General features: G+C 64.6%; 18 protein-coding genes and 1 other RNA gene. 13 read left to right on the forward strand and 6 right to left on the reverse strand.

Annotation, left to right across the window (positions count from 1 at the left end):
• Positions 1–26 precede the first annotated feature (26 nt).
• From AC0L20_RS11225 to AC0L20_RS11240, 4 genes are all read left to right on the forward strand, one after another.
• Positions 27–1,034 carry a taurine ABC transporter substrate-binding protein gene (locus AC0L20_RS11225; RefSeq protein ID WP_473288576.1) on the forward strand — a complete coding sequence of 336 codons (1,008 nt, stop codon included), beginning with the start codon at positions 27–29 and terminating at the stop codon, positions 1,032–1,034.
• Between the two features lie 62 nt (positions 1,035–1,096).
• Entirely contained in the window at positions 1,097–2,476 is a 1,380-nt protein-coding gene (locus AC0L20_RS11230) for an amidase family protein (RefSeq protein ID WP_473288577.1), read from the forward strand.
• Positions 2,477–2,523: 47 nt separating this feature from the next.
• Entirely contained in the window at positions 2,524–3,252 is a 729-nt protein-coding gene (locus AC0L20_RS11235; RefSeq protein WP_473288578.1) for a Crp/Fnr family transcriptional regulator, read from the forward strand.
• A 250-nt stretch (positions 3,253–3,502) separates the two neighbouring features.
• Positions 3,503–4,051: an NUDIX hydrolase gene (locus AC0L20_RS11240; protein ID WP_473288579.1), complete on the forward strand. Its 549-nt coding sequence runs from the start codon at positions 3,503–3,505 to the stop codon at positions 4,049–4,051.
• 110 nt (positions 4,052–4,161) lie between these two features.
• On the opposite strand, the gene AC0L20_RS11245 is transcribed toward AC0L20_RS11240, so the two are convergent.
• Together AC0L20_RS11245 and AC0L20_RS11250 are read right to left on the reverse strand one after the other, a co-directional pair.
• Complete coding sequence (locus AC0L20_RS11245; RefSeq protein WP_473288580.1) at positions 4,162–4,497, reverse strand: DUF6665 family protein; 336 nt, start codon at positions 4,495–4,497, stop codon at positions 4,162–4,164.
• A gap of 150 nt (positions 4,498–4,647) precedes the next feature.
• Positions 4,648–5,283, reverse strand: coding sequence for a TetR/AcrR family transcriptional regulator (locus tag AC0L20_RS11250; RefSeq protein WP_456768399.1), 636 nt, complete (start codon positions 5,281–5,283; stop codon positions 4,648–4,650).
• A 195-nt stretch (positions 5,284–5,478) separates the two neighbouring features.
• Here AC0L20_RS11250 and AC0L20_RS11255 point away from each other — a divergent pair, with 195 nt between their 5' ends.
• The 4 genes from AC0L20_RS11255 (at position 5,479) to AC0L20_RS11270 (ending at position 12,144) form a co-directional block, all read left to right on the forward strand.
• Positions 5,479–6,798, forward strand: coding sequence for an HlyD family secretion protein (locus AC0L20_RS11255; RefSeq protein ID WP_473288581.1), 1,320 nt, complete (start codon positions 5,479–5,481; stop codon positions 6,796–6,798).
• A gap of 25 nt (positions 6,799–6,823) precedes the next feature.
• Positions 6,824–8,410 carry a DHA2 family efflux MFS transporter permease subunit gene (locus AC0L20_RS11260; RefSeq protein WP_473288582.1) on the forward strand — a complete coding sequence of 529 codons (1,587 nt, stop codon included), beginning with the start codon at positions 6,824–6,826 and terminating at the stop codon, positions 8,408–8,410.
• A 470-nt stretch (positions 8,411–8,880) separates the two neighbouring features.
• Positions 8,881–10,680 carry an ABC transporter ATP-binding protein gene (locus AC0L20_RS11265; protein WP_473288583.1) on the forward strand — a complete coding sequence of 600 codons (1,800 nt, stop codon included), beginning with the start codon at positions 8,881–8,883 and terminating at the stop codon, positions 10,678–10,680.
• A 57-nt stretch (positions 10,681–10,737) separates the two neighbouring features.
• Positions 10,738–12,144 carry an MATE family efflux transporter gene (locus AC0L20_RS11270; RefSeq protein WP_456768402.1) on the forward strand — a complete coding sequence of 469 codons (1,407 nt, stop codon included), beginning with the start codon at positions 10,738–10,740 and terminating at the stop codon, positions 12,142–12,144.
• Between the two features lie 151 nt (positions 12,145–12,295).
• On the opposite strand, the gene AC0L20_RS11275 is transcribed toward AC0L20_RS11270, so the two are convergent.
• Positions 12,296–13,039 (reverse strand): sulfite exporter TauE/SafE family protein, encoded by a 744-nt coding sequence (locus AC0L20_RS11275; protein WP_456768403.1) that lies wholly within the window; start codon positions 13,037–13,039, stop codon positions 12,296–12,298.
• 230 nt (positions 13,040–13,269) lie between these two features.
• On the opposite strand from AC0L20_RS11275, the gene AC0L20_RS11280 reads away from it, so the two are divergent.
• Complete coding sequence (locus AC0L20_RS11280) at positions 13,270–13,530, forward strand: hypothetical protein (RefSeq protein WP_473288584.1); 261 nt, start codon at positions 13,270–13,272, stop codon at positions 13,528–13,530.
• Between the two features lie 7 nt (positions 13,531–13,537).
• On the opposite strand, the gene AC0L20_RS11285 is transcribed toward AC0L20_RS11280, so the two are convergent.
• The gene (locus AC0L20_RS11285; RefSeq protein WP_473288585.1) at positions 13,538–14,908 is read right to left on the reverse strand and encodes an aminotransferase-like domain-containing protein; all 1,371 of its coding nucleotides are present in this window, start codon (positions 14,906–14,908) and stop codon (positions 13,538–13,540) included.
• A 49-nt stretch (positions 14,909–14,957) separates the two neighbouring features.
• On the opposite strand from AC0L20_RS11285, the gene AC0L20_RS11290 reads away from it, so the two are divergent.
• Positions 14,958–15,422 carry a DUF983 domain-containing protein gene (locus tag AC0L20_RS11290; RefSeq protein WP_473288586.1) on the forward strand — a complete coding sequence of 155 codons (465 nt, stop codon included), beginning with the start codon at positions 14,958–14,960 and terminating at the stop codon, positions 15,420–15,422.
• Positions 15,423–15,494: 72 nt separating this feature from the next.
• Entirely contained in the window at positions 15,495–16,208 is a 714-nt protein-coding gene (locus AC0L20_RS11295) for an alpha/beta fold hydrolase (RefSeq protein WP_473288587.1), read from the forward strand.
• A gap of 117 nt (positions 16,209–16,325) precedes the next feature.
• Here AC0L20_RS11295 and rnpB read toward each other — a convergent pair.
• Positions 16,326–16,806: RNase P RNA component class A (gene rnpB, locus AC0L20_RS11300), an RNA gene on the reverse strand.
• A gap of 149 nt (positions 16,807–16,955) precedes the next feature.
• Between rnpB and AC0L20_RS11305 the strand changes: the two genes are divergently transcribed.
• Both AC0L20_RS11305 and AC0L20_RS11310 read left to right on the forward strand, forming a co-directional pair.
• Complete coding sequence (locus AC0L20_RS11305) at positions 16,956–17,309, forward strand: YciI family protein (protein ID WP_007600836.1); 354 nt, start codon at positions 16,956–16,958, stop codon at positions 17,307–17,309.
• Positions 17,310–17,331: 22 nt separating this feature from the next.
• Entirely contained in the window at positions 17,332–18,564 is a 1,233-nt protein-coding gene (locus AC0L20_RS11310) for an RNA polymerase sigma factor (protein ID WP_473288588.1), read from the forward strand.
• A gap of 70 nt (positions 18,565–18,634) precedes the next feature.
• Here AC0L20_RS11310 and AC0L20_RS11315 read toward each other — a convergent pair whose 3' ends face one another.
• Positions 18,635–19,417 (reverse strand): N-acetylmuramoyl-L-alanine amidase, encoded by a 783-nt coding sequence (locus tag AC0L20_RS11315; RefSeq protein ID WP_473288589.1) that lies wholly within the window; start codon positions 19,415–19,417, stop codon positions 18,635–18,637.
• Positions 19,418–19,604: the final 187 nt, after the last annotated feature.

A 19,604-nucleotide genomic window follows, 5' to 3' on the forward strand; every position in this document is an offset into this window, starting at 1 on the left:
CAATTCTGATCGTAGGGGAGACCTCCATGAAGAGACTGATTGCGACGCTCGCGGTTACCACGTTGGCGCTCACGGCCGCAGTCCGCGCCGAGGACAAGCCGGCGAAGGTGACCGTCGGCTATCTGAACCTCGTCAACGCGCAGCTGGTCACCAAGCATCTTGGCCTGCTCGCCAAGGAGATGCCGGGCGTCGACATCAAATACGTCAAGATCGGCGGCGGTGGCGACATGCTGCGCGCGATCGCCGGCAACGACGTCGATTTCGGCGGCCTCGGCAATCCGCCGACCGCGATCGGCGCGACGCGCGCCCTGCCGATCAAGGGCATCCTGGTGATCAACATGCTCGACTACGTCGAGTCGCTGGTGGTTCGCACCGACAAGAACATCGCCTCGCTCAAGGATCTCAAGGGCAAGACGGTCGCCGCGCCGTTCGGCTCTACGACACACTACCTCCTGCTCCAGGCGCTCAAGGACGAGGGTGTCGATCCCGCCTCGATGAAGATTCTGGACCTCGCGCCGTCGGACATCGCGGCGGCCTGGCTTCGCGGCGACATCGACGCGGCCTGGTTCTGGGAACCAAATCTTGGCAAGGCCGTGAAAAACGGCGGCAAGATCCTCGTCACCTCGGGCGAGATGGCCAAGCGCGGCTACCCGACCTGGGACATCGGCGTCGTCATGAACGCGTTTGCGGAGAAGTATCCGTCCTACGTCGACAAGTTCATCAAGGCCGAATGCGAAGGCATCGATTTCTGGCTGAAGAACCCGGAGAAGACCGCGGAGATCATCGCGGAAGAGCTTTCGCTGCCCATCGAAGACGCGCAGCGAATGATGAAGGGCACCGGGATGATCCCGTGCAACAAGCAGCTCACGGAGGAGTATCTCGGCACATCCGCGAAAAAGGGCAAGTTCGTCGACACGCTGATCTCGACCGCCGATTTCCTGGTGAAGCAAGAGCGTCTGCCGAAGCTGCTGCCGCGCGCGGACTTCGAAGCCTTCATCCAGCCCGCCTATCTGGAGAAGGTGATCGGCCGCTAGGGTCGGTGCCGGCGGGCCTGTCCCGCCGGCACATTGCCAGTTCCCGCATGCACGTGACCGATATGAATCTCGCACCTCGCCACCTCCGTGCCGCCTATCGCCGCGGCGAGCTCAAGCCGTCCGATGTCGCCGCGCATGTGTTGTCGCGCCTTGACGACGCCGACCAGAGCGGCGTCTGGATCTCGACGGCAAATCCCGAAGGCGTCATGGCGAAGGCCCGCGCGCTCGATGCCCGCATTGGCGAGATCGGCGAGCTGCCGCTCTACGGCCTCGTGTTCTCGGTCAAGGATTGTATCGACGTGACCGGCGAGCAGACCACCTCGGCCTGCCCGGAATTCGCCTACACCGCGAAGGCAACGAGCCCGGTTGTCGCCGACGCCATCGCCGCCGGCGCGATCTATCTCGGCAAAACCAATATGGATCAGTTCGCGACCGGCCTCGTCGGCGTGCGCTCGCCCTATGGCGTTGCCCGCAACCCGCATAATCCCGACTACATCCCCGGCGGCTCCAGCTCCGGCGCCGCGGTGTCGGTCGCGACAGGCACCTCGTCGTTTGCGTTCGGCACCGATACCGGCGGATCGGGCCGGGTGCCGGCGTCCTATTGCGGCGTGACCGGCTTCAAGCCGGCGCCCGGCGCCTTCAGTCAGCGCGGCATGGTCTACGCGTGCCGTAGTTTTGATACCATCTCGCTCTACACGCGCGATCCGCGCGATGGCCACGAGATCTATCGCGTGTTGGCGCGGCGCGATGTCGAGGACTGTTTTTCACCGGAAGCTTTCGCCGGATGGACGGAGCAGGCATCTCCAGCGCGGCCGCTCAACATCGCAACGCCGCGTCCGGATCAGCTCAGATTCTTTGGCAATGCGGAGACCGAGGCGCTGTTCGGCGATGGGCTTCGCAAGCTGCGGCAGCTCGATCTGTCGGTCGCATCGGTCGATTTCTCGCCGTTCATTTCGGTCAACGATTTGATGTTTTTCGGACCTTTCCTCGCCGAGCGGGACGTCTCGGTCGGCGCGTTCCTCGACGCCAATCCGGACGCAGGCGTGAAGATCGTGCGCGACCTCGTCATCGGCAGCCGGAAGTTCACGGCGGCCGATGCCTATCGTGCGCTCTACAAGGTCAAGGAGGTCCAGCGGTCGCTGCGCGACTTCTGGCAAGTTCACGATGCGCTGGTCGTGCCGACGGTCGGGACCGTGCTGAGCATCGACGATGTCGCGCGCGATCCGCTGACGGCCAACTTCAACAACGGCTATTACACCAATTACGCCAATCCGCTGGGCCTGGCCGCGATCGCCGTTCCGAACGCCGTCACCGCAGCCGGCGTGCCCTATGGCGTTACGTTCCTGGCGCCGGCCGGCCGTGAGCGCCTGCTCACCGATCTGGCTTGCGCTTTCGTGGAGGCTTCGGCCCAGCCCGAACTTCTGCGCCGCGTTGCAATCTGAGCGGAGACCTCCTAGCCTTCGAGCCGTCACTCGAAGGGAGACCGATCGTGGGGCGCAGCGATGCGCATGAGGTGGCCGATCCAACTGAGCCGCGCGCCGAACTGCCACGGCCCGGGACCGGACGTTATGTGCTGAAGGCGTTGGACAAGCCCGATCTGGAGCTGGTGATGCGAACCGGCAGGCTCGCGACCTACCAGAACCGCGAATATCTGCTGCGGGAGGGCGAGCCCGCAAACGGCGTCCACATCATCCTGAACGGGATCGTCGAAAGCACCCATGCCGGCACGCAGGGGCGCGAATTGATGCTGTCGACCTGGGAGGCAGGCGACTTCGTCGGCGCGCCCTATATCCTCGGCGATCACCGCCACAGCTGGTCGGCCCGCGCGCTGGGGCGCGTCGAAGCACTGCATCTCGACCAGGATGCGGTCCGCCGCTTGATCGCGCAGTCGCCGTCGTTCGCAATCGCGCTGATCGAGTGCCTCGGCTTCAAGGGCGAGACCTATTCGATGCTGGCGCAGACGCTGGCGGGACAGAAGGCGGCGGAACGGTTGGTGCTGCTGCTGGTCAAGCTATGCGAGAACGCGGCCCAGGACGAGAGTGGCCCGATCTCGCTCGGCCGCATCACGCAGGCCAATCTCGCGCGCATGATCGGCGCCACGCGCCAGTCGATCAGCCTGATCCTCAGCCGCCTCCAGGACGACGGCATCATCTGGACCGGCCCAACCAAGATGGTCGTCAACGATCTCGCTGCGTTACGGAAGCAGGTGACCGACTAGGTCGTGTACTCATAAAGGTCAGCTACCGGCGCAAGACGGAAGTCTCCCGCGTTGAGCATGATGGGCAGCCTTCCCACTTCGGACATGGCGCGGCTCGCGCAATGCGCGCGAACACTCGATTGCCAGATTCACGCACGGTCTGGCTCAGGCGATTGAATCTGCTATACGCGGTGCAGGACGAATTGGAGTCGCCAGTGCCGGAACGGGCCAGTTAACCTCAAACGGCCATCTCACCAGCGAGGAAGGTCTCTTGATTCAGCCTTGGACACTACTGTCGAGCGAAATGGCCTTCGACCACCGCTGGTATAAGCTCCGGCGAGACACCGTTAAATTGCCCAATGGGCGCGTTGTTGACGACTACTTTGTCTCGCAGCGGCCTAATGTGGCTATTGCGGTCCCGCTCACAAGAGAAAACGATCTTATCCTCGTTCGGCAGTATAAGCATGGCGTGCAGGCAATCACGTTGGAATTCCCGGCCGGCACCTTTCAGTCGGAATCACCGATGACGGCAGCAGCGCGGGAGCTTGAAGAAGAGACCGGCTATTCGCCGAGCGACATGATCGACCTCGGAACTTGCTTTGACGATTCAACCAAGAATTCGAATCTAGTGCATATTTTCCTTGCGAGCGGATGTGCGCTGACAGGCAGGCAACGCCTTGACGAATTGGAAGAGGCGTCAGGAGTCGAAGTTGTATTGATGTCGCTGCAGGAAGTGATTAAAGCGCTCGAAGACGGAAGAATCAAATCTATGGCGTCGGTTGCCGCGGGCTATAAGGCGCTCCGCGCAATCGGAGCATAAGCGCAAGACGGATCAGGCTTTCCAGCGGCAAAGCCGGTTATCGCTGCACCGCATATGTCCGGTTCTCGGTACCTGTTCTTCACGTATTCCGGCGCCGTCGAAAATCATTTTCAGCCCGACTTCGACGGTGCTGGGACCAGCCCCATGCACAGCTGCACCTCGGACGGGACGTTGTAGGTCCGCATGATGTGGCGGCTGTCGCGAAGGCCGGTCGCCTCACGCTGCACCACGAACATCCAGAGCGCGTGGCCGGCGTCCATCACCAGCTTGCGCCTGGCTGGCTGCATCGAGGCCGGCGCCTCAGGGAGGGCATGGGCGGCGTCGAACTCGCGCAAGCGCGCGAGCGCCTGCTCGAGCGTGCGGCCCATCCGTCCAAGCGCGGAGGCCTGTTCCTGGACAATCTCGTAATGGAGGATATCGACCGGCGGGCGGAGATCACGGGACATGAGCCCAAATATAATGCTGAGACTTCTACAGGCGCAACTCAGCCGTCATTGCGAGGAGCGAAGCGACGAAGCAATCCAGAGTGTTCCCGCGGAGAGATTCTGGATTGCTTCGCTGCGCTCGCAATGACGGCGAGAGGTTATTTTGCGCGGCTACTTCGCCCGATAAGCCGCCAGGAACATCCGTGTCGCGCTGTCGACGACTTCGCTCATTCGCTCTTCGGACGGCGCAGGCGCGGCCTGGAAGACGAAGGGAAGGAACAGCGAGGCCTTGCACAGTTCCATGAACTGCGACGCCGCCAGATCGCAATCGTCGATCGCGAGATCGCCGGAGGCGACATGGGTGTTGAGATAGTCGGAGAGGCGGTTGATGGACTTGTCCAGCACCCGCGCATAGTAGCGGCGGCCGAGATCGGGCATGCGCTCGGCGATCGCCATCACGGTACGGATCGCCGATCCGCCGCCGGGCCGGCACAGCAGACGGTTGTAGGCCCGGCCGAAATCCTTCAGCGTGGTTTCAACATCGCGTGCCGGATCGAAATTGAACGCGACCTGCCCGTGCTGGAGCGCCTCCTGCTCGAGGATGGCTTCGAATAGCGCGCATTTGTCGGCGAAGTAGACGTAAAGCGTGCCTTTGGAGACCTGAGCAGCGCGGGCGATCTCGCCCATGCTGGCGCCGTCAAACCCGAGATCCATGAACACCTTGCGGGCCCCGTCCAGGATCTGGCGGCGTTTGGAGCTGTCCTCCTCCTGGATGACGTGCAGATGTTCGCGGTCGGCTACAACCATTGGTTCAGGGTCTCGGAAGGTTTTTGCATCGGTCGAGGGTCATGAAACCGAAATAAAGGATTCGGGCCAGTAGGGTCTGCCCGGGAATATTATCTATATTGACCGAACCGTTCGGTCAATGATATTTGGGATCGGCGAGAGGGACCCGGCCGCACGGCGGCCGTCCCTCATCGCGCTTTTTTTGGGGAGGCCTTCATGGCCGTAGTGAGAGACCAGGCTGCGCGCGTCCTTCGCCCGGACGCCGTGGAGACGCCGACGCCCGCGGGTGGTGACGCTGCCACCGAGACGTCTGTGGTTCTCGCCGAGCAGTTGCGCTCTCATGTGGCCGAGGAAACCAAGCGCCGCCCCAGCGAGGCGCCGGAGCAGCCCGTGACCGACAAGCCGGCCGCAGCCCCAGACGCGCCCGCCGCCGCCGGCGCGCCGAAGTCCGGCAAGCGCAAATTCGTGATGATGGGAGTGGGGCTGGTGCTGGCGCTCGCGGCCGCGAGCTATGCCGGCTATTACACCCTGGTTGGCCGCTTCTACGTCGCGACCGACGACGCCTATGTCCGCGCCAATAACACCATGCTGGGCGCGCGCGTTGCCGGCCACGTCTCCTCGATCCTCGCCGGCGACAACACGAGGGTCCGCGCCGGCGACATCGTCTTCCGCATCGACGACGGCGACTACAAGATCGCGGTCGACGCCGCCGCGACCAGGATCGCGACCCAGCAGGCCACCATCGATCGCATCGGCCGCCAGGTCGCGGCACTCGACAGCCAGGTCGCACAGGCCAAGGCGCAGCTCGTCTCCGCCGAAGCCGGCCTCAAGCGCGCCGACCTCGATTATGAGCGCCAGCAGGCGCTGAGCAACAAGGGGTTTGCCTCGCGCGCCACCTTCGAGAGCTCCGAAGCCGGACGCGACCAGGGCGCCGCCGCGGTCAAGGCTGCGCAGGCCGCCTACGACGTCGCGCTCAGCAATGTCGACGTCGCCAAGGCGCAGCAGGCCGAAGCGCAGGCGCAGCTCGCCGAGCTCAAGACCACGCTGGCCAAGGCCGAGCGCGATCTCGCCTTCACCGCGGTGCGCGCGCCGGTCGACGGCACGTTCTCGAACCGGCTCGTCAGCGCCGGCGACTTCGTCGCGGTGGGCCAGCGGCTCGGCAACGTCGTGCCGCTCGACAACGTCTATATCGACGCCAATTTCAAGGAGACCCAGCTCAAGCGCATCCGCCCCGGTCAGCCGGTGACGATCAAGGTCGACGCCTACGGCATGCGCAAGTTCTCCGGTGTCGTCGACAGCATCGCGGCGGGCTCGGGCTCGGTATTCACGCTGCTGCCGCCTGACAACGCCACCGGCAACTTCACCAAGATCGTGCAGCGCGTGCCGGTCCGCATCCGCGTGCCGAAGTCGGTCGCGAAGCAAAACCTGCTCCGTGCCGGCATGTCGGTCACTGCGACGGTCGACACCAACAAGGGCGCGGCCGACGCCGACAGCGAGGTCGATCTCGACGACGCCACCATGATCCATCCGCAGTAGCGCGCCTGCGCCGCGAGGTTAGACCATGGCCAACGCCACGACCGCTTCACCTGCCATGATGGCGGACACCGCTTCGGAGCGCATCGCGCCGAAGCGGCTGTTCGCCTTCATCATCATGGTGTTCGGGATGTTCATGTCGATCCTGGACATCCAGATCGTCTCGGCGTCCCTGAGTGAAATCCAGGCCGGCCTGTCCGCAAGCTCCAGTGAAGTCTCCTGGGTCCAGACCGCTTATCTGATCGCCGAAGTGATCGCGATCCCGCTGTCGGGATTCTTGTCGCGCGCCTTCGGCACGCGGCTGTTGTTCGCGATCTCGGCGGCCGGCTTTACCGCATCGAGCCTGCTCTGCGGCTTTGCCACCACCATCGAGGAGATGATCCTCTGGCGCGCGCTGCAAGGTTTTCTCGGCGCTGGCATGATCCCGACGGTGTTCGCCTCCGCCTACACCGTCTTCCCACGCACCAAATTCCACATCGTCGGTCCCATCATCGGGCTCGTCGCGACGCTGGCGCCGACCATCGGACCGACCGTCGGCGGCTACATCACCGACCTGATGTCCTGGAACTGGTTGTTCTTCATCAACGTCGTGCCCGGCATCGGCATCACTATCGGCGTGCTGGCGCTGGTCGATTTCGACGAGCCGCATTTCGAATTGCTCGATCGTTTCGACTGGTGGGGGCTGCTGTTCATGGCCGGCTTCCTGGGCACGCTGGAATACGTGCTGGAGGAAGGGCCGCAATATGAATGGATGCAGGACCCCTCGGTCGCGATCTGCGCCTGGATCTGTGGCATCTCCGCGATTGCCTTCTTCTGGCGCGTCTTCACGGCGGCCGAGCCGATCGTCAATTTGCGCACCTTTTCCAATCGCAATTTCGCGATCGGCTGCGTCCTTCAGTTCTGCATCGGCATCGGCCTCTACGGCCTCACCTACATCTATCCGCGCTACCTCGCCGAAGTGCGTGGCTACAGCGCGCTGATGATCGGCGAGACCATGTTCGTCTCAGGCATCACCATGTTCCTGGTCGCGCCGGTGGTCGGCCGTCTGATGGCGAAGTACGACATGCGCTACATGATCGCATTCGGGCTCGTCGTGTTCGCGCTCGGCTCCTACCAGATGACCTGGATCACGCGCGACTACGATTTCTACGAGCTGCTGATTCCGCAGATCCTGCGCGGCATCGGTATGATGTTCGCGATGGTGCCGACCAACAACATCGCGCTCGGCACGCTCGCGCCCGACCGGGTGAAGAACGCCTCGGGCCTCTTCAATCTGATGCGCAATCTCGGCGGCGCGGTGGGTCTTGCCGTCATCAACACCGTGCTCAACGACCGCACCGATTTGCACATCACGCGCCTGCAGGAGCGCGTGACCTGGGGCAACGCGACCGCGACCGAAACCCTGACCATGTTCATGCAGAAGTTCCAGGGGCTCGGCGATTCCACCCTGATGGCGATGAAGCAGCTGTCGCAGCTCGTGCATCGCCAGGCCGTGGTGATGGGCTTCGGCGATGCCTTCTTCATCCTGACGCTGTTCTATCTCGGCCTCACCCTGCTCGTCACGCTGTTGAAGAAGCCGGCCTCGCCGTTCGGCGCCAGCGGCGACGCGCATTAAGCCAGCCACTCATTCGGTGTCATCGCCCGGCTTGACCGGGCGATCCAGTATTCCGAAAAGCATGTAATAGAGCCGAGGCGCCGCGGCGTACTGGACGCCCGCCTACGCGGGCATGACGGAGGAGCGCGCGGCGACGCGCACCAATTTGCAACACTCGTGCGTGATCTCGCGCGAGCCCCGTTGCAAATCACCACTGACACATCTATAAAGCGCACCTCATTCCATCGAACCGGGAGGATTTGCATGATTTCGTCGCATTCGCAGATCGCACGCCCGCGCTCGATGATGTTCTGGCTCGGTATCTGCTCGGCCTCCTAGAGGCCTCTTCCGCCAGCTTCGATTGGGCTTCCAGTCCCGATCGCTCCGCTTCCCAAGTCAAACCCAACTTCAAGTGACGCCGTCTCGGCCCTCGCGGCCGGCCTGCGTCCATCAATGGAGCCGGCCCGCGGCATAAGCGGCCGGATGATGCCATGACCGCTCTGTCAAAAAGGCCCGCGGCGATACGCGTGGTGCTGCCCTTCGTGTTCCGGCACTGGCTGAAGCAGCCGGGGCGTACCCTCGTCGTGGCCGGCGGCTTGTTGGGTGCGACCATCGCCGACCTGTTCATGCCGGTCTTCTCCGGACATCTGGTCGACGCCCTGACGCGCGGCCCATCCGATCCCGCCGCGCGTCACGCGGCGCTGATGGCGCTGGGCGGTATCGTGGCGCTGGGCGCAGCCTCCATGGTGCTGCGGCTGACCGGCCTCCAGGCCATCGTGCCGTTCTCGCTGAAGATCATGTCCGAGGTCGCGCAGGAAGCCTTCATGCGCGTGCAACGGTTCTCGACCGACTGGCACGCCAACTCCTTCGCGGGATCCACGGTGCGCAAGGTGACCCGCGGCATGTGGGCGCTCGACCTGTTGAACGACACCATCTTGATGGCGCTGGCGCCGTCGCTGCTGGTGCTGATCGGGTCGATGATCCTGCTCGGCGTGCACTGGGCCTCGCTCGGCGCGGTGATCGCGCTGGGCGCGCTGGCCTATGTCACGATGACGGTGCTGTTCTCGACGCGTTACATCGCGCCAGCAGCGCGCATCTCCAATGCCTGGGACACCAAGGTCGGCGGCACGCTGGCGGATGCGCTGACCTGCAACGCCGTGGTGAAGTCGTTCGGCGCGGAGGCGCGCGAGGATGCGCGGCTTGCCCGTGTCGTCAACCGCTGGCGCGTGCGCGTGCGGCGGACCTGGCTGCGCTACAACTACACCAATCTGGCGCAGCTCTCGGTGTTGCTGGCCCTGCGCGCCTCCGTGATCGGCGGCGCCGTGCTGCTGTGGATGTCGGGGCGGGCCTCGCCCGGCGACGTCACCTATGTGCTGACGAGCTATTACGTCATCCATGCCTATTTGCGCGACGTCGGAATGCACATCAACAACCTGCAGCGCTCGGTCAACGACATGGAGGAGCTGGTGGCGATCCACGACGAGCCGATCGGGATTGCGGACGCGACGGACGCGCGGCCGATCGCGATCGAGCGCGGCGAGCTGGTGTTCGACGACGTCACGTTCCATTACGGCGGCCATCACGCGCCGCTCTATGACGGACTGTCGGTCACGATCCGCGCCGGCGAACGCGTCGGTCTCGTCGGCCGTTCCGGCTCCGGCAAGACCACCTTCGTCAAGCTGGTGCAGCGGCTCTACGACGTCACCGGCGGCCGCGTTCTGATCGATGGGCAAGACATCGCTAAGGCGACGCAGCATTCGCTGCGCAGCCAGATCGCGATCGTGCAGCAGGACCCGATCCTGTTTCACCGCTCGCTCGCCGAGAACATCGCCTATGGCCGGCCCGGCGCCAGCCTGGAGGCGATCGAGCAGGCGGCACGGCTGGCCAACGCGCACGACTTCATCGTGCGCCTGCCCAAGGGCTACGGCACGCTGGTCGGCGAACGCGGCGTCAAGCTCTCCGGCGGCGAGCGGCAGCGCGTGGCGCTGGCGCGCGCCTTCCTGGCCGATGCGCCGGTGCTGATCCTGGACGAAGCGACCTCGAGCCTCGATTCGGAATCCGAGGCGCTGATCCAGCAGGCGATGGAGCGGCTGATGCGAGGCCGCACCTCGATCGTGATCGCGCACCGGCTGTCGACGGTGAAGAGCCTCGATCGCATCCTGGTGTTCGACCGCGGCGAGATCGTCGAGCAAGGCACGCATGCCAGGCTCGCGGCCAAGCCCGGCGGCATCTATCGCGGCCTGTTCGAGCGCCAGGTGGTGGAGCTCGGACAGATCGCAGCAGCGGAATGAGGGGCGCGCGGCCGGCGAGACGAAAGCCCGCCGTCGCGCCGCCAGAGGATGGATGACATGAAGGACCTGACACGCGGCTCCATCGTGAGCCACATCCTGAGCATGGCGCCACCGATCGTGGTCGGCATGATCACGATCATGATCTGCCAGCTCGTCGACCTGTATTTCGTGTCGGGACTGGGCGATGCGGCAATCGCAGGCGTCGCCGCGGCCGGCAATGCCGGCTTTCTCGTCAATGCGCTGATGCAGGTGCTCGGCGTCGGCACGGTGGCACTGATGGCGCACGCGGTGGGGCGCAAGGATCGCGGCGACGCCAACCTCGTCTTCAACCAGTCGGTCCTCCTATCGGTGCTGTTCGGGCTCCTGACCCTGGGCGCGGGCTTCGTATTGTCGCGCCCATATATGCGCGCGGTCGCGGCCGATGAGGCCACGGTCGAAGCCGGCGCGATTTATCTGCTCTGGTTCATGCCGGCTTTGGCGCTGCAGTTTGCGTCGCAAGTCATGGCGTCTGCGTTGCGGGCGACGGGCATCGTGCGACCGAGCATGGTGGTTCAAGCGCTTGCAGTGGCCATCAACATCGCGCTGGCGCCGGTCCTGATCTCGGGTTGGGGCACCGGGCACGCGCTCGGTGTTGCCGGAGCGGGCCTCGCAAGCTCGATTGCCGTCTTCATCGGTGTGCTGATGCTGCTGGTGTATTTCCTGAAACTGGAACGCTATGTCGCCTTTAATCCCGCGCAATGGCGACCGCAGCTTCGAGAGTGGAAGAGGATCCTCAATGTCGGCCTGCCTGCAGGCGGCGAGTTCGCGATGGTCTTCATCATCATGGCCGTGGGCTATTACGTGCTGAGCGTTTTCGGCTCGGCGGCACAGGCCGGATTTGGCATCGGGACGCGTCTCCTCGGCCTGATGCAGATGCCGGCGCTCGCCATCGCCCTTGCCGCAGGACCGATCGCCGGCCAGAACTTCGGCGCCGGCAATGGAGCGCGCGTGAGGGAGACGTTTGTCAAGGCGGCGCTTGTCGCGACCGCCGTGATGATTGTTTTCTTGATCCCGGCGCAGCTCGTGCCTGGTCTGTTGCTTACCGGCTTCTCGAAAGATCAGGAGACGATGGCGGTTGCCTCGCTTTTCCTGCGCATCGTCTCGCTCAACATGGTGGCGCAGGGCCTGATCTTCACCTGCTCCAGCCTGTTTCAGGGGCTCGGCAACACCAAGCCGGTGTTGTTGACCTCGGCAACGCGGGTCCTCACCTATTCCCTGCCGTCGATCTGGCTCTCGACGTGGCCAGGCTTTCGGATGGAGCATGTCTGGTACCTGTCGATCGCGACGACCACGCTGCAGGCGGCCCTGAGCTTGTGGCTGCTACGGCGTGAATTCAGGAAGCGCCTTGTGGTGCTTCGGCACGAGGAGTCCCCCGAGCAGGCTGCCCCCGAGCCCGTGGCGTCTCCTGTACGCGCGCCCGCGTAGCGAGCGCTTGTCCCCGGATCTGGGCGGCGCGCTCTCGCGCGCCAGGCCGCTCCGTCGCGCTGATCGCGTTGCTGTTGCCGAGGGGGAGGATCTACGTGCTTGGCGTCGGAATTGCCGGCGGCGTGGCGCTCGCGGCGAAGACAATACGGAGCTAGTGCGTGCCCAAACTGTTCCAGACGAGGCCGAGGCCCGACAGGAACAACAGACCGAGCACGACATCGCCGAAATGCTTGTCGCTCAGCGCGTGATAGACGCGCGCGCCGGCCCATGCGCCGATCAGCGTGCCCGGAAATGCGACCACCGCGAGCCAGACCACCTTGAACGCGACGAGGCCCGAGGCCGTCTGCAACACCAAAGCGGTGGCGAGCACGGTGAAATTGAAGAGCTGGAAGATGCCGCGCCGCTCGTGCTTGTTCCAGCCGCGGATGTTGGCCCACAGGATCGGCAGTGGCCCCGACAGTCCGGCGAGACCGCCAAGAATGCCGCCGGCGAAGCCGATCGCGCCGTCGGCAATGCGGCCGCCGAAGGTGACGGCGAGCGGCTTCTTGTTGAGGTACAGCGCGGTCGAGAAGATCAGCAGCAGCACGCCGACGCTCAGCTTGAAGACTTTTGGATCGGCGGAGGCGACCAGCATGGTGCCCAGCGGCACGCCGATCAGTCCTCCAATCAGGAACGGCCAGACCAGCGAAAGATCAAAACTTTTCCACATCGACGGCAGCGTCGAGCTCTGCGCGATCACCGAGCAGATCAGCACCAGCGGCACCGCGAGCGAGGGCGGCAGCACGTAGAGCCAGATGCCGAGCGCCATCAGCGCCGTGCCGAATCCGGCAAGGCCCGAGACGAAGCCCCCGGCCAGTGCGCCGAGCAGCAGCAGCGCGTAGGTGAGTATTTCCAACAGATTGTCCCTGTCGCCTGGGCGATCCCGAACTGTTGATCGCCATCGCTCGCATAGCACAGCTGCGGCGGTGCAGGTCAATTTCAAAACCGCACGCAAGCGTGATCCGCAGTGGCGGGCGTTCGCGAAAGACAGGCCTACATGATGCTCGTACTTCAACCTGGGGCCCGCTCGACGCTATCATGCGGTTCGATCGGCCAGACTCCCGAATGAGCATATCGAGAAGGACGATGACCCGCACGAAGATAGCCGTCGCGGCCGCGCTGGTGTCGGCGGCCGCCTTGATGCCGACAATAGCGCAAGCCCAGTTTTCCGAGCCCGCGGCCTATCAGGCTGCCCATCCCGACCGCGATGTTCTGAATGGCGGCCAGCTCACGCCAGCCGGGCGCGGGGCCCGCGGCGAGTCCGTCGCGCCGAGCGAAGCCTATGCGGCCTATCCGTCCCCCGTCGCGCCGGTCGTGCGCTCGCGGCATCGCCGCCAGCATCAATAGGCTATTGCTAGACGATCTGTCTGGTGTCGGCGGGCCTGTGCAGCGCGCCGACCAGGATGCGTAGCGCTTCCGTCAATTCCGCCCTGTTGCGCGCGGCGCCAAGCGAGACGCGTGCCGCGTGTGGCGGGGTCCCGTCGACGGTGAAGGCCTCGCCGGCGACCACTGCAAGTCCATTCCGCAGCAGATGCGCCGCGACGTCCGGACGGCCCTCCGGCAGCCGCAGCCACAGATGGTGAGCGGCGGACTTGGCCTGGAACTCGAATCCTTTGAGCGCCCGTTGCGCGAGCTGCTGGCGGCCGACGGCCTCGCTCCTGATGGCGGTGATGATGCGGTCGGCGATGCCGGTCTCGATCCAATGCGTCACCAGCGCGACCATCAGCGGCGCCGGCATCTGCACCGTCGCCTGCAAATAGTTGCGCATCTCCCGCTGCGAGCTGCTGTCGGGCGTCGTCAGATAGGCAACTCGTAGCGCGGGCGCGATGCATTTTGACAGCGTGGTCGCGAGATATGTCCGTTCCGGAATGAGATTGGCGATCGGCGATGCCGAGCGATCGAGCAGCCCGTAGGCGTCGTCCTCGATCAGAATCGTATCGGCATCGTTGATGATCTTCGCGATGGCGCTGCGGCGTTCGGGAAGAAGCGTCGCGGTGGTCGGATTGTGCAGCGTCGGAATGAGATAGACCGCTTTCGGTCTATGCGTGCGGCAAGCTTTCGCCAGCGCGTCGGGCAGCATGCCGCCGTCATCCATGGCGACGCCGACGAGCTTGACTCCGAGCCGCGCCGCGGCGGCCTTGATGCCGGGGAAGGTGAGGGCCTCCGTGAGGATCACGTCGCCGGGGCGTGCGAGATGGGCGAGCAGGTTGAACAGGATCGTCTGCGCGCCGGGAAAGATCACGAGCCTGTCGGCATGCGCATGCGGTACGCGTGCGCGCATCCATCGCGCCGCGACCTCGCGCTCGTGTGCGCTGCCGCCGGGCGGCTGATAGTTGAGATGCGCCGTCAGGCCCGATTTCGCGCGGATGGCTTCCATCCCGGCGATGATGCGCTCGTCGAGCTGCGCTTCGAGTGGTTGCGGCGGCACGTTCATCGAGAGGTCGATCGCGACGGGATGCGGCAGGTCGACTGCGCGGCGCGCGCTGGTCTCCGACACGAACGAGCCCTGGCCGACCCGGGCCTCCATGATGCCGCGGCGCCGCGCCTCGGTGTAGGCGCGCGTCACCGTGGTGAGGTCGACGCCGAGCGCCTTTGCCAGCGCCCGCTGCGTCGGCAATTGCTGCCCACGCACCAGCCGGCCGGCCGCGATATCGGCCTCCATGGCCTCGACGATGCGCTGATAGCGCGGCCCGCTCAGCTCCGAGATTGTAGGGGTCCAATCCATGCAATTAAGGCCTATATCCTTTGAATGTATGGATGCAATATATTATTGTATGGATCGTAGAAAAGGAAGAGGTGGGGTCATGGCGACCGGTTCAGTCTCTCTCACGAAAGCGATGTGGCGCGGTTTCTTGGGCAAATGCCCCAATTGCGGCGAGGGGCACGCGTTCGGCCGTTTCCTGAAGGTGGCGGATACCTGCGACCATTGCGGCGAGGAGCTGTTTCACCAGCGCGCCGACGATTTCCCGGCCTATCTGGTGATGGTCGTCGTCGGCCATCTCGTGGTGCCGGCAATCCTCGCGGTCGAGACCGCCTATGCGCCGGCCGTCTGGCTGCAACTGGCTGTGTGGCTGCCGGTGACCTTGTTCGCCTCGCTCGCGCTGCTGCAGCCGACCAAGGGTGCCATCGTCGGGCTGCAATGGCAGATCGGCATGCATGGTTTTGAGGCGGGCAAGCTGCGGCGCAAAGCTGGTCAGGGTGCACCCGTTTTCGTCAAGGTGAACACGCGCGCGGCTTAAGGAGCCGTAGCGTTTACATCGCGCGACCGGCCGCTACACTCCATCGTACAAACAAGAACGATGGAAACGCCGATGGCCGCACGCTCAAAAACCTTCCTGCTTTGTCACGGCGCGTGGTCCGGCGGGTGGGCCTGGAAGAAGATGCACCCGCTGATGGCGCAGGCCGGCCATCGCCTGATTGCGCCGACCTATACCGGGCTCGGCGAGCGCGCGCATCTGGCCAGTCCCGCGATCGATCTCGATACGCACATCCAGGACATTCTCAACGTCATCAGATTCGAGGACCTCGAGGACATCGTGCTGCTCGGCCACAGCTATGGCGGCATGGTCGCCACCGGCGTCGCCGATCGCGCGCGCGAGCGGGTGACGCAATTGATCTATCTCGACGCCTTCGTGCCGCGTGACGGCCAATCGCTGTTCGATCTCCATGAGGGCGGGCGCGAGCCGATGCGCAAGGCTGCAAGCTCAGGCGACGGCTATCGCATCCCGCCGAACCCGCCGCCGCCGGATACGCCGCAGGCCGATCTCGATTGGCTCAACGCGCGCCGGATCAACATGCCGATCAAATGTTTCGAGACGAAGCTGAAGCTCGAACATGGCGAGCCGGTGATGCCGCGGAGCTACATCTATTGCACGCGCATTCCGCCGGGCGACGTGTTCGGGCAGTTTGCGAAGCGCACCAAGAGCGAGGATGGCTGGCGTACTTTCGAACTCGACGCAAGCCATGCGCCGAACGTGACGGCGCCGGAGGCGTTGATGGGCGTGTTGCAAGAGATCGTCGGATAGTGAGCGCCCAAATGGTGAGGGGCCCGATGCGGTCAGCATCGAACCCCTCGTCACTTCTTGGTAAGACGCGTTTTCTTCACGCGAACCGGAAAACCACTTCGCTCGAAAACGCGTTAGGATATCAGCCGGCCTGTAAGCCGGGTTCTGTAAGGCACCGTCCGCTTGCGCGAACGATACGTGACGGCCATTCCTCTGGGACCATGTTTGCACATGGCCTCGAGCAACCTACCCGGACGGCGGGCCTGACATCGCCCCGCGGCGTTATCGCTTTCGCGAACAGCCCGCTACGCCGTCCCTATTCGGTTTTGCTCCCGGTGGGGTTTACCATGCCGGCTCCGTTGCCGCAGCCGCGGTGCGCTCTTACCGCACCTTTTCACCCTTACCCGTCTACGCAGCTGACGCTGCTACGACGTGGCAAGCCTTGCGGGCCTGCCTCGCCGAAGCCCCGAAGGGGCGAAGGCGGGCGGTTCGTTCTCTGTGGCACTTTCCCTGGGGTCGCCCCCGCCGGACGTTATCCGGCACCGTATGTCAAGGGAGCCCGGACTTTCCTCCCCGGCGGCCTTTCGGCACTTGCCGGAGCGGCCGTCCGGCCGACTGACGGCTTACGCATGAAGCATTTGTGTCGGTTCCGCAAGCCGATATCGCCATGCACGGTTCGCCCGAAATAATTTATCCTGAAGATGTCGTTGGGCGCGGGCTCCGTTCGACTGGATGTCGGCGATCAAGCCGTGCAACAGGAGTTAAGCGATGCAGTATTTGCTGATGATCTACCAGAACGAAGCCGAGTACGCGAATATGCGTCCGGCGGCCGGCCAGCAGATGACGGCGGAATATCAGACCTTCACGCAAGGCATCATCCAGAGCGGCAATTTCAAGGCGGGCGACCGGCTGCAGCCGACCACGACCGCGACGACCGTGCGCGTGCGCGATGGCAAGACGCTGACGACCGACGGCCCGTTTGCCGAAACGCGCGAGCAGCTCGGCGGCTATTACCTCGTGGAGGCCAAGGATCTCGATACCGCGATCGAGATCGCGTCGCGGATTCCGTCGGCGCGCATCGGCTCGATCGAGGTGCGGCCGATCTGGGTCTACGACAAGTGATAGCGCGGCCGCGCATCGACATATGACATTGTCCGAGACCGACAAGATCTTCCGCGACGAGGCGGGGCGGGCGCTGGCTACGCTGATCCGCCTCGTCGGCGATTTCGATCTTGCCGAGGACGCGCTCCAGGACGCCTTTGCGGTGGCACTGGAGCGCTGGCCGGCGTGCGAGGTCCCCGACAATGCGCGTGCCTGGCTGGTCAATGTCGCCAGGCACAAGGCGATCGACCGTATCAGGCGCCAGGCCGTCTTCCGCGGCAAGGAGCAGGCGCTCGTGCACGAGCTCGAGCTGAACGCGCAAGCGCCCGCCGAGCCGCCGGCAATGCTCGACGACGACATGCTGCGGCTGATCTTCACCTGCTGCCATCCGGCATTTGCGCCCGAAGTCCAGGTCGCGCTGACGCTGCGCACCGTCTGCGGGCTCTCCACGGCGCAGGTCGCGCGCGCCTTCCTCGTCACTGAAGATGCGATGGGGCAGCGTCTCGTCCGCGCCAAGCAGAAGATCAGGCTCGCTGGCATTCCCTATGAGGTCCCCGAGCGCGACACGCTGGTGCCGCGGCTCGAGGGTGTGCTTGCCGTAATCTATCTGGTCTTCACCGAAGGCTATGTGGCGACGTCAGGTGCGGATTTGATGCGACCCGATCTTGCGGCCGAGGCGATCCGGCTTGGCCGCTTGCTCGACCGGCTGTTACCCGATCGCGCGGGGATCAAGGGCCTGCTGGCGCTGATGCTGCTGCACGATGCGCGCCGCGCAGGGCGTCAGACCGCTGCGGGCGACATCGTGCTGCTGGAAGAGCAGGATCGTTCGCGGTGGGACCGTGCACAGATCGAGGAGGGTCTCCGTCTGGTGGACGACGCACTGCGCGTGCCCGGCCGGCCGCAGCCCTATGCAGTACAAGCCGCGATCGCTGCGCTGCATGCGCGCGCGCCGAGCTATGAGCAGACAGACTGGCCGCAGATTGCCGGGCTCTACGAAGTGCTATTGCGCATCAATCCGTCGCCGGTGATCGAGCTCAACCACGCGGCGGCGGTGTCGATGGTCGATGGCCCCGCGCGCGCACTCGATCTCGTGGATGCGACCGCCGCACGCGGCGGGCTTCATGGCTACGAGCTGTTGCCGGCGGTGCGGGCGGATCTGCTGCGGCGGCTTGGCCGGAAGGAGGAGGCGCGCGACGCCTATCGCGCGGCGACGGAGGCGACGCAGTTGGAGCCGCTGCGACGGCTGTACGCGCGAAGGATGAGGGAGATGGAGTAGCCGCCACATACTCCGTCATTGCGAGGAGCACTTGCGCTTCGCTCGCAATGACGGGGTGTGGCAGTCGCCGTCACGTCGACGCGATAGTCGCTGTCTCCTGAGGGAGACTCCCCAACAGCGCCTGCAAGGTCGACAGTGTCGAGTGATCCGCGACCCCATCCAGTCGCGCCGGGCGGAAATGGCGCTGGAACGCAGTGACGACTTCCATGGTCGCGGCGTCGTATTTGCCGGTGAGGGGAACGCCGTAGCCGTATCGGGCGAGCGCCTGCTGCAGGCTCAGCACCTCGTCGCTGATGGTGCCGAGCATCAGGCTCTCGCCGCGCACCACCGGCGCGGGCGTGACCCAGTGGCCGACGCCGGAATTGGCCAGCGAATGCCACGGAAATTTTTCGCCGGGATCTTTCTTGCGCGCGGGCGCCACGTCGGAGTGGCCGAGCACCCGGTGCGCCGGCACCTTGCGGCGGAGCATGATGCCGCGGCACAGCGCGATCACGGCGGCGATCTGGCGCAGCGGAAACTCGGGATAACCCCAATCGTGGCCGCGATTGACGATCTCGATGCCGATCGAGCAGGAGTTGATGTCATCCTCGCCGGCCCAGGCGGACACGCCGGCATGCCAAGCACGCCTGGCCTCCGGCACGCATTGCACGATGCGGCCGTCTTCCAGCACGACATAATGTGCCGACACCTCGGTGCCCGCAGAGCAGAGCCGCGCCAGCGCACCTTCGACGTCGGGCATGCCGGTGTAATGTAGCACGATCATATCGGGCTGCCGGCCCTTGTTGCGGTCGCCATGGTTCGGTGAGGGGATGATGTCGGAGACGATCGAGGAATCCGGCTCGAACGTCCGCATGTTCGCGGCGGCCTTGGGAACCGGGAGAACGCGTTGACGCTTCGAATCAGATCCAGACGGCGTGGACGAACCGGACGACATAAACAGCTCGAGACAGACAGAGAGTGGGCCAAGCCCTTCTCTTTACTATTCCTTTACCCTCCGCCGTGCGCAACCGCGCGACGAGGTTAACGGATGCATTTTGGCG

The sequence above is a fragment of the Bradyrhizobium sp. Kon58 genome (genome assembly GCF_055807455.1).

What these genes read in the sequence shown, in the direction of transcription:
- AC0L20_RS11225 (WP_473288576.1), top strand. Translation starts at nt 27, where the DNA reads ATGAAGAGACTGATTGCGACGCTCGCGGTTACCACGTTGGCGCTCACG.
- AC0L20_RS11230 (WP_473288577.1), top strand. Translation starts at nt 1,097, where the DNA reads ATGAATCTCGCACCTCGCCACCTCCGTGCCGCCTATCGCCGCGGCGAG.
- AC0L20_RS11245 (WP_473288580.1), bottom strand. Translation starts at nt 4,497, where the DNA reads ATGTCCCGTGATCTCCGCCCGCCGGTCGATATCCTCCATTACGAGATT.
- AC0L20_RS11250 (WP_456768399.1), bottom strand. Translation starts at nt 5,283, where the DNA reads ATGGTTGTAGCCGACCGCGAACATCTGCACGTCATCCAGGAGGAGGAC.
- AC0L20_RS11255 (WP_473288581.1), top strand. Translation starts at nt 5,479, where the DNA reads ATGGCCGTAGTGAGAGACCAGGCTGCGCGCGTCCTTCGCCCGGACGCC.
- AC0L20_RS11260 (WP_473288582.1), top strand. Translation starts at nt 6,824, where the DNA reads ATGGCCAACGCCACGACCGCTTCACCTGCCATGATGGCGGACACCGCT.
- AC0L20_RS11265 (WP_473288583.1), top strand. Translation starts at nt 8,881, where the DNA reads ATGACCGCTCTGTCAAAAAGGCCCGCGGCGATACGCGTGGTGCTGCCC.
- AC0L20_RS11270 (WP_456768402.1), top strand. Translation starts at nt 10,738, where the DNA reads ATGAAGGACCTGACACGCGGCTCCATCGTGAGCCACATCCTGAGCATG.
- AC0L20_RS11280 (WP_473288584.1), top strand. Translation starts at nt 13,270, where the DNA reads ATGACCCGCACGAAGATAGCCGTCGCGGCCGCGCTGGTGTCGGCGGCC.
- AC0L20_RS11285 (WP_473288585.1), bottom strand. Translation starts at nt 14,908, where the DNA reads ATGGATTGGACCCCTACAATCTCGGAGCTGAGCGGGCCGCGCTATCAG.
- AC0L20_RS11290 (WP_473288586.1), top strand. Translation starts at nt 14,958, where the DNA reads ATGGATCGTAGAAAAGGAAGAGGTGGGGTCATGGCGACCGGTTCAGTC.
- AC0L20_RS11295 (WP_473288587.1), top strand. Translation starts at nt 15,495, where the DNA reads ATGGCCGCACGCTCAAAAACCTTCCTGCTTTGTCACGGCGCGTGGTCC.
- AC0L20_RS11305 (WP_007600836.1), top strand. Translation starts at nt 16,956, where the DNA reads ATGCAGTATTTGCTGATGATCTACCAGAACGAAGCCGAGTACGCGAAT.
- AC0L20_RS11310 (WP_473288588.1), top strand. Translation starts at nt 17,332, where the DNA reads ATGACATTGTCCGAGACCGACAAGATCTTCCGCGACGAGGCGGGGCGG.
- AC0L20_RS11315 (WP_473288589.1), bottom strand. Translation starts at nt 19,417, where the DNA reads ATGCGGACGTTCGAGCCGGATTCCTCGATCGTCTCCGACATCATCCCC.